The following is a 7,277-nucleotide window of genomic DNA, read 5'->3' on the forward strand; positions in this document are numbered from 1 at the left end:
TACGCCGCGACACCAACACGGCCACGAAACCCCAGCCCAACACCATGATCAACTTACGTTAAGTGGCATTGCACCGTGAACAGCTGTCGTCCGAACTCGTCGGGCGTCTCCCGCTGGTCTTCGGAGTGGTGGTTCCGGTAGATCAGCAGTGTGGACGGACCCGGTGATGGTGGTGGAGATCATCCACCGCCACGGAGTTCCCGCCAGGTGCAACTATCGATCTCAAGTGCCCCCGAATCTAAGATCTGGGGCTGTAGTACCGGCAGGTCCCGGGCCCTACTCGATCGATCTGACAGGTCGTGCCAGATCGAGTTGTCGATCAATTGCCGAACCCTCGGTGTCGCAGGCTACGTCGGTTCCCTATGCCCCAGACCCACCCCAGCACCAGCCACCTTCGAGTCTTCCTCTCGGTACAGCTATAGCGTGGTCAGGCATCTTCGACCTAACCGCACTGCCGCACCGTGGGCGGTCGGGCCCAGCCACCGTCTGCTGAACGGAGACGTCTCGATGCGCCGTCGGGTGGTTATCACCGGGATGGGTGTCCTGGCCCCAGGTGGGGTGGGGGTAAAGCCATTCTGGGATTTGCTCAGCCAGGGAAGGACCGCGACTCGAGCAATCTCCTTCTTCGACGCGTCGCCATTCCGGTCGAGGGTCGCGGCGGAAGTAGATTTCGACCCCGGGTCGCATGGCCTACAGCCATCCGAGGTGCAGCGGATGGACCGCGCGACTCAGTTCGCGGTCGTGGCCGCCCGTGGTGCGGTTGCCGACAGCGGGCTGAACCTGTCGGGCATGGATCCGCACCGCTATGGAGTTGCGATCGGCAGCGCGGTCGGCTGTACCATGGGGTTGGAACAGGAGTACCGTACGGTCAGCGGTGACGGCAGTACCTGGCTAGTCGATCACGAACACGCGGTACCCCATCTCTATTCGCACTTCGTGCCGAGTTCTATGGCGGCCGAGGTCGCCTGGGCAGTGGACGCGGAGGGCCCGGCGACCGTCATCTCCACCGGCTGCACATCCGGACTGGACTCCGTCGGCTACGCCCGCGAACTGCTGCGTGAGGGCTCGGCGGACGTGATGATCGCCGGTGCTACCGACGCACCCATCTCTCCGATCACCGTCGCGTGTTTCGACGCGATCAAGGCAACCACTCCGCGCAACGAGGATCCTGAGCATGCTTCGCGGCCGTTCGACGCGACCCGCAACGGCTTTGTGCTGGGCGAGGGCGCTGCCGTCTTCGTGCTAGAGGAGCTTGAGCACGCGCGACGGCGTTACGCGCGGGTTTACGCCGAGATCGCCGGATTCGCCTCCCGGTGCAACGCTTTTCACATGACCGGTCTTCGTCCTGACGGCAGAGAAATGGCCGAGGCGATCCGGGTAGCGCTCGGGGAGGCGCAGATCAACCCGACCGAGGTCGACTACATCAACGCACATGGGTCCGGAACAAAACAGAACGACCGGCACGAGACGGCAGCGTTCAAACGTAGTCTGGGCCAACATGCCTACCGGACTCCAGTGAGCTCCATAAAATCCATGATCGGTCACTCCCTCGGCGCTATCGGGTCGATCGAGATTGCTGCATCTGTGCTGGCGATGGAGAACAACACAGTTCCACCGACCGCGAATCTGCATGAGCCGGACCCAGAATGCGATCTGGACTACGTGCCACTGCACGCTCGCGAGCACACCACCAACGTGGTGCTCACCGTCGGTAGTGGATTCGGTGGATTCCAGAGTGCGATGGTGCTGTCCAAGCCAAATAGGAGGGTGCTGTGACGACCCATGCAGTCATTACTGGCCTTGGCGTGACGGCGCCGAATGGACTCGGGGTAGAACAGTGGTGGCCGGCAACGCTCAAGGGACTCAGCGGAATCGGCCCTATCACCCGGTTCGATCCTAGCCAGTACCCGGCTCGCCTGGCGGGACAGGTTCCAGGATTCGATCCTGCAGACTATCTGCCCAGCCGGCTTATCCCACAGACCGATCGTATGACTCAGTTGGCCCTTGTCGCCGCCGATTGGGCTCTCGCGGACGCCCGAGTCGAGCCAGGTGCACTCCCGGAGTTCGGCATGTCTGTGATCACCGCCAGTTCATCCGGTGGATTCGAGTTCGGGCAACGCGAGCTGCAGAAACTATGGAATCTGGGCGGGCAGCATGTGAGCGCGTACCAGTCATTTGCATGGTTCTATGCAGTCAACTCTGGACAGATCTCTATCCGTCACGGACTGCGTGGGCCAAGCGGAGTGCTGGTCAGCGATCAGGCCGGCGGGCTCGACGCGGTAGCGCATGCGCGGCGGCAAATCCGCAACGGCGTGCCACTGGTCGTGACCGGGGGTGTTGACGCCTCGATCTGCCCATGGGGCTGGGTGGCTCAGCTTGCCGGTGGCCGGCTGAGCCACGTCGACGAACCGGACCGGGCCTATCTACCTTTTGACCCTGCGGCCAGTGGGTACGTGCCAGGCGAAGGCGGTGCCATCCTGGTAGTCGAGGACCTGGACTCGGCCCGGCAGCGCGGCGTCCGGACCTATGGGAAGATTGCCGGGTACGGAGCGACGTTCGATCCACGCTCGGACACCGGGCGCCCACCCGGGCTGCGGCGGGCAATCGAACTCGCTCTCGCCGATGCGGCAATGGCGCCTGCCGACATCGATGTCGTCTTTGCCGATGCTGCCGGTGTCCCACTACTCGACCGGATTGAGGTCGACGCCATCAGTGAGGTGTTCGGACGCCGTCGTGTGCCAGTAACCGCCCCTAAGACAATGACCGGGCGACTGTACTCGGGTGCCGCGTCGCTAGATCTTGCGGCCGCATTGATGTCCATCCAGGATGCCACAGTGCCACCTACCATCAATGTTCCTCCAGCCGATGACCGGCAAATCGATCTCGTCATCGGGGAGCCAAGGGTGCAGCGGGTCGAGAGTGCACTGGTGCTCGCCCGCGGACGCGGCGGACACAACGCGGCGGTAGTGGTCCGCGCCACTGACTGAGCCGACCAGCTAGAGAGGAGCCGAGACCATGTCCAAGCCCGATCTCGACGATCTGAGGCGGATCCTGCATGAATGCGCTGGTGCCGCCGAAGGGGTGAATCTTGATGGCGACATCCTTGATACCACTTTTGCCGATCTCGGTTACGACTCGGTGGCGATGCTCGAGACCGGTAGTCGGATCGAGCAAGAGTTCGGGATTAAGCTGGACGACGACGCCGTTGCAGCCGGGACGCCGCGCGAACTTTTTGCGATTGTCAACGCCAGCCAGCTCAGGGCGTAGCGCCCATCGTGAGGACTGACCTGGCCCGTCTGGTCCAGCCAGGACGAATCCATCTCGAAGACCCAGTCGATGTATAGCGCGCCGCTGGTCGTGCAAGGGGCACAGGAGCGGGCTGATGACGAAAGGAATCAGGCGGCTTGGTCGCCTGGTGGAGACGCGACCCATCTTTAGGAGGCGACATGGATGAGAACGGACGGGTGGCGCTGATTACGGGCGCGACTAGTGGGATTGGGTTGGCCATCGCGACAAATCTGGCCAGCCAGGGCTATCGGGTCTTCATTTGTGCCAGGGACGCGGACGCTGTGGCGCAGACGGTCAAGCAACTGAGCGCAGACGGGGCGGAAGCGGGGGGAAGTGCCTGTGACGTCCGAGACGCCGCCGAGGTCAAACGCCTGATCCAAGCTGTGCTCGACCGGTACGGCCGCATTGATGTCCTAGTCAACAATGCCGGGCGTAGCGGTGGTGGGAAAACCGCCGAGATCGCCGACGAGCTGTGGTACGACGTCATCAACACAAATCTCAACGGTGTCTTCCTGGTAACCAGGGAAGTGCTGAACAGTGGGATGCTCAGCCGTGGGCAGGGCCGGATCATCAACATCGCCTCTACCGGGGGGAAGCAGGGCGTCGTACTCGGCGCGCCCTACTCGGCTTCGAAACATGGGGTCGTGGGCTTTACAAAGGCACTTGGGTTGGAGCTGGCGAAGACGGGAGTCACCGTCAACGCTGTTTGTCCCGGATACGTCGAGACACGGATGGCGAAACGAGTCAGGCAAGGTTACGCGGCAGCGTGGAACACCAGCGAGGAGCATATTCTGACGCGCTTTCAGGCAAAGATCCCACTTGGCCGATACGCGGTTCCAGAGGAAGTTGCTGGAATGGTGAGCTACCTGGTCTCCGACATTGCAGCACCGGTCACCGCCCAGGCGATAAACGTCTGTGGTGGACTGGGGAACTACTGATATCGTTAGGAAGAAGAATGGCAGGCATTACCGAGGTATCGCACGAAGTCGCTGTCGACGCGCCGGTGGATATCGTGTATCGGTTGATCGTGGAGGCGGCCAACTGGCCCCTGATTTTTCCGCCGACCGTGCACGTGGAGCGCGACGATCTCGGCGGGGGTGAGGAACGTATAAGGATCTGGGCTACGGCGAACGGCGAGGCAAAGACTTGGATTTCCCGAAGGCGGCTCGACGCGGAGGCCTGGCGGGTAGATTTCCGCCAGGAGGTTTCTCAGCCCCCGGTTGGTGCCATGGGTGGTTCCTGGTTGGTGCGGCCGCTCGGTGACCGGCGGTGCCAGGTCGTGCTGCTGCACGACTATCGGGCTGTCGACGACGATCCCGGTAAACTGGCCTGGATCGCCCAGGCCGTCGATCGCAACAGCGACGCTGAACTGACCGCGCTCAAAACTGCCGCGGAGCGGGCCGACGGCCGCGACGAGTTCTTGCTCACCTTTGACGACACGGTCCGGATCGAGGCGTCGGCCAAGGACGTCTACGACTTCCTCAACGAGGCACAGCGCTGGTCCGAGCGGTTGCCGCACGTCAGCCGGGTGAAGTTGCAGGAGGACGTCGAAGGGCTGCAGGTCCTCGAGATGGACACCCGTACCGGTGACGGTTCGACCCACACCACGATGTCGGTACGGGTGTGCCTGCCGTACGAGCGGATCGTCTACAAGCAGATCGTGCTGCCCGCGCTGATGACGCTGCACACCGGTCACTGGCTGATCGAGGAGACGGACGGCGGAGTGCAGGTCACCTCTCGGCACACCGTGCGGATCAACGAGGCCAATGTGGCCCGGATTCTCGGCCCGGAGGCTGGCGTCGCGGAGGCCAAGGCCTTCGTGCGCCAGGCGCTGAGTACCAACAGTCTGGCAACCCTCGGCCACGCCAAGGAGCATTCACGACGGTAGGGGCGCCTGCCCGGCCTGACGGGGACCTGTAGACAGAGATTCCGGGTCCCCGTCGCCGACGAGGCCTCGGTCAGCAGGCACCTTGCACCGGGCCTTCTGTCATCGACCCCCTCTCCAATCCGTCTCGATCCGTTACCGGCAGGGTGGATGTGTGACGCCCCAGACCAGCCCTCATGACGAGCCGACCCTCGACGCCGTCGCCGACCAGGTGTACGCGTACGTACAGCCCGACGGAGGCTGGTGCCTGAACAACGCTGGCGTCGTCATCGGCGAAACGGACGCCGTCGTGATTGACACCGCAGCGACCGCACGCCGCTCCCGGCAGCTACGTAACGCCATCGCCGGCCTGACCGATATCGTGCCCCGGATCGTGGTCAACACGCACTTCCACGGAGACCACACCTTCGGAAACTTCGCCTTCGCTCCGGAAGCCATCGTGGTCGCGCACGAACTCGCCCGGAGTGAGATGGCCCTGGCCGACCTCGGCCTGGCGGCGCTCTGGCCTGACGTCGAGTGGGGCGACATCCGGATCAAGCTGCCGGTCGTCACGTACCGGGATCAGATGACGCTGCATGTGGGCGAACGGCGGCTTGAATTGTTCCACCCCGGGCCCGCGCACACGATCACTGACACGGTTGTCTGGATCCCCGACGGCGGGGTTCTGTTCGCCGGCGACATCGTCATGAACGGCGCGACCCCCTTTTGTCTCATGGGGTCCGTCACTGGCTCCCTGAGGAGCATCGAGCGGTTGCGGGCCCTGTCGGCGCGTGTGGTGGTGCCAGGGCACGGACCTGTGGGCGGGCCCGAGCTACTCGACCAAACAGAAGAGTATCTGCGGTGGATCCAGAGCCTTGCCCGAGCAGGCCTTCGGGCTGGACGTACGCCGCTGCAGACTGCGCGGGAGGCGGAACTCGGGACCTTCGCGGATCTGCTCGACGCTGAGCGGATCGTGGCGAACCTGCATCGCGCCTATGCGGAGGAGCAAGGTGCTTCCCCAGGAGCCGAACTGAACGTACTGGCCGTGTTTCAAGAGATGGTGGAACACCACGGCGGACTACCCTCCTGCCACGTCTGACCGGAGGAGGCGACCCACCACGACGCTTTCCCCGGCTGCTGACCTGCGATAGCCCAGTCGACGCTGAGTCTGCTCGGCAACGTGGTCCGATCACGGCTAGCTCTCTCGTCGGCCCGCACCGCCCGGGAGAGGCATGCCCGCCTCACCCGCAACGATGACGAGGAAGGGACATATCGAGATGACCCACTATGTAAGACCCGCCGAGACTCCCGTAGCGGCTACAGACTACGTCGAGGTGCAGCACTTCTACGCTCGCCACATGGCGATGCTGGACGCAGGGGAAGCCGGGCGGTGGGCCGGCACCTTCAGCGAGGACGCGATCTTCGAAGAGCCGGGCCGCCTGCAGCCACTACAGGGGCGGGATGCGATCTTTGCTTCCGCACAGGCCCGTGCGGACCGCGTCTCGGCCGAGGGCGTGCAGTTCCGGCACTGGGTGGGCATGATCTCCGTGACCGCCGGTCCGGCAGGTGCTCTGCATGCCCACTACTACGCCTTGGTGCTAGCGGTACCCAGGGGCGGCCCCGTCGAGGTACGGGCGAGCGTGGACTGTCGGGACGTGCTCGTCCGGCAGAACGACGAACTGCTGGTTCGGCACCGCCTTCTGTCGGTGGATGGCTCCTGAGCCTCGATCCACCGACGCGGTTCGTCTTGAGCTCGGTTGAATAGTTTCGGTATTGGGAGATTTCGGGGCGCGGCGAATCGCCGATTACGTGGTCGGCTTGCTCCGGGTGTTGTCGTTCGAGGGTTGAGGCGGGGGTTCGTGGCCTGTGGTCGGGCCGCCTGGGTCGCGCGTCGGTGTCGCTGTGGTCAGCCGGGTGTCGGGCGGACGGCGGTGAACAGGTTGTCGAGCGCTGCCTGCCAGGGCCAGTGCTCGGGTAGGTGCAGGTGGATGGTGCGGGCCCGGTGCGCGAGGCGGGCGGCGACGGTGATGATGCGGGTACGGATGGTCGCGGTTCGGGCGGTGGTCCAGGTGCCGGCGGCGAGGTGCCCGGCGGCGCGGGTGAGGTTGTGGGCGATGGCGGTGCA

At 64.1% G+C, this 7,277-nt stretch carries 8 protein-coding genes; 7 read left to right on the plus strand and 1 reads right to left on the minus strand.

Annotation, left to right across the window (positions count from 1 at the left end):
- Positions 1–507: 507 nt before the first annotated feature.
- The 7 genes from ACFHVL_RS30325 (at position 508) to ACFHVL_RS30355 (ending at position 6,873) form a co-directional block, all read left to right on the plus strand.
- On the plus strand, positions 508–1,776 hold the full coding sequence (locus ACFHVL_RS30325; RefSeq protein WP_416632003.1) for a beta-ketoacyl-[acyl-carrier-protein] synthase family protein: 1,269 nt from the start codon (positions 508–510) through the stop codon (positions 1,774–1,776).
- Positions 1,773–2,987, plus strand: a complete 1,215-nt coding sequence (locus ACFHVL_RS30330) for a ketosynthase chain-length factor (RefSeq protein WP_416632004.1) — start codon at positions 1,773–1,775, stop codon at positions 2,985–2,987. The genes ACFHVL_RS30325 and ACFHVL_RS30330 overlap by 4 nt, the downstream gene beginning before the upstream one ends.
- 28 nt (positions 2,988–3,015) lie before the next feature.
- Positions 3,016–3,267 (plus strand): acyl carrier protein, encoded by a 252-nt coding sequence (locus ACFHVL_RS30335; protein ID WP_416632005.1) that lies wholly within the window; start codon positions 3,016–3,018, stop codon positions 3,265–3,267.
- A 179-nt stretch (positions 3,268–3,446) separates the two neighbouring features.
- Positions 3,447–4,226: a 3-oxoacyl-ACP reductase FabG gene (gene fabG, locus ACFHVL_RS30340; RefSeq protein WP_416632006.1), complete on the plus strand. Its 780-nt coding sequence runs from the start codon at positions 3,447–3,449 to the stop codon at positions 4,224–4,226.
- A 17-nt stretch (positions 4,227–4,243) separates the two neighbouring features.
- On the plus strand, positions 4,244–5,176 hold the full coding sequence (locus ACFHVL_RS30345) for an aromatase/cyclase (protein WP_416632007.1): 933 nt from the start codon (positions 4,244–4,246) through the stop codon (positions 5,174–5,176).
- A gap of 151 nt (positions 5,177–5,327) precedes the next feature.
- Positions 5,328–6,251 carry an MBL fold metallo-hydrolase gene (locus ACFHVL_RS30350; RefSeq protein ID WP_416632008.1) on the plus strand — a complete coding sequence of 308 codons (924 nt, stop codon included), beginning with the start codon at positions 5,328–5,330 and terminating at the stop codon, positions 6,249–6,251.
- A gap of 178 nt (positions 6,252–6,429) precedes the next feature.
- Positions 6,430–6,873: a nuclear transport factor 2 family protein gene (locus ACFHVL_RS30355; RefSeq protein ID WP_416632009.1), complete on the plus strand. Its 444-nt coding sequence runs from the start codon at positions 6,430–6,432 to the stop codon at positions 6,871–6,873.
- A 185-nt stretch (positions 6,874–7,058) separates the two neighbouring features.
- Here the strand turns inward: ACFHVL_RS30355 and ACFHVL_RS30360 are convergent, their stop codons facing one another.
- Positions 7,059–7,268 carry a transposase gene (locus tag ACFHVL_RS30360; protein ID WP_416632010.1) on the minus strand — a complete coding sequence of 70 codons (210 nt, stop codon included), beginning with the start codon at positions 7,266–7,268 and terminating at the stop codon, positions 7,059–7,061.
- Positions 7,269–7,277: the final 9 nt, after the last annotated feature.

Origin of the sequence: Micromonospora sp. LOL_023, assembly GCF_048060115.1 — a bacterium.
GTDB lineage: Bacteria > Actinomycetota > Actinomycetes > Mycobacteriales > Micromonosporaceae > Micromonospora_E.